General features: G+C 69.0%; 1 protein-coding gene and 1 pseudogene. Both read left to right on the forward strand.

What is annotated here, in order from left to right; genetic code table 11:
- Window positions 1-299 precede the first annotated feature (299 nt).
- Window positions 300-566, forward strand: a pseudogene (locus ACIBEA_RS44635) (transposase family protein); the annotation flags it as partial.
- 97 nt (window positions 567-663) lie between these two features.
- Window positions 664-1152 carry an ISAs1 family transposase gene (locus ACIBEA_RS44640; RefSeq protein WP_399270329.1) on the forward strand — a complete coding sequence of 163 codons (489 nt, stop codon included), beginning with the start codon at window positions 664-666 and terminating at the stop codon, window positions 1150-1152.
- The last annotated feature ends 110 nt before the right edge of the window (window positions 1153-1262 follow it).

A 1262-nucleotide genomic window follows, 5' to 3' on the forward strand; every position in this document is an offset into this window, starting at 1 on the left:
CCCGCTCTGACCAACATCAACCGACAGTAACCACGGCAGGAACCAGGACCACAGAGCACAACACCGATCACACACAGACCAGTTGACATCCCCGCGGCGCCGTGCACGGCCTCAATCCGGTTGGTTGCCGTGAGTTGCAGGTGGTCCTTTCGGGGAGTGGGGGCGTTCCGGCCGGCGCACCGGTTCGTTCCGAAGAAGCCGGGTCAGTAGCGTCCGGTCAGGGCTGATTCATAGTCCTGATGGCCCGGGTAACCTGCTGGTCACAGGGATGTGACGAACCTTCAGTACGGCATTGGCACATGCACCGGAGCTCCGATGATCAAGGGGACCGACCAAGTCACCCGATCACCGGAGCTCCGAGGTGCCGTCAGTCTGACACCGTCTGTCTGTTCAAGTCGCCCTCGCGTGGACTCCGTGAGCTTCCCGGCACGGCGGCGCGGCTGGCCGCCCTGCCGGATCCACGCGCCCGGCGGGGTCGGCTTCACAGCCTCGTCTCGGTGCTCTTGACCGCCGCGTGCGCGGTCCTGGCCGGCGCCCGCTCCTACGCCGCGATCGGGCAGTGGGCCCGCCACGCACCCCAGGACACCCTCGCCCGCCTGGGGTCTCGCACGCGCGGCCCCCCTCGGGGTGCGCCGCGCGGCCTCGCCTTCGACCGTGCGCCGGGTGCTGGTCGCAGTGTGCCCCGGCGGCCTCGCCGACCTCCTCGGACACGGCCCGACCGGCACCGAGTCGCTCGCGGTGGACGGCAAGAGCGCCCGCGGTTCACGCACCGATACCACCCCGGCCGCCCACCTCCTGTCCGCCGTCACGGCCACCGGCCACACCGTCAGCCAGCTCCGAGTGCCGGACAAGACCAACGAGATCACCGGCTTAACCGCCCTGCTCGCTCCGTTCGACCTGACCGGCACCGTGGTCACCGCCGACGCCCTGCACACCCAGCGCGAACACGCGAAATGGCTGGTGGAGACGAAGAACGCCCACTACCTGATGGTCGTCAAGGGCAACCAGCCGAACCTCCACGCGGCGATCAAGGCCCTGCCGTGGAAGGAGGTGACCGCCCGCCGCTACGACCGTGCGGCCGGGCACGGCCGCCGCGAGACCCGCTCGGTCCGCACGCTCACTGAGGTTCCCCCGCTGTGCGGGAGGTGCTGACTAGCTGGTCAGGGTGGGGTTACGTGGTTTCAGGTTCGCTTGTTCGGTCGCTGCCTGGTTGGCGTAGTGCTTCTCCTCGAACTCGATGGGGCTGAGGTAGCCGAGCCGCT

Source organism: Streptomyces sp. NPDC051555 (genome assembly GCF_044454405.1).
Lineage (GTDB): Bacteria > Actinomycetota > Actinomycetes > Streptomycetales > Streptomycetaceae > Streptomyces.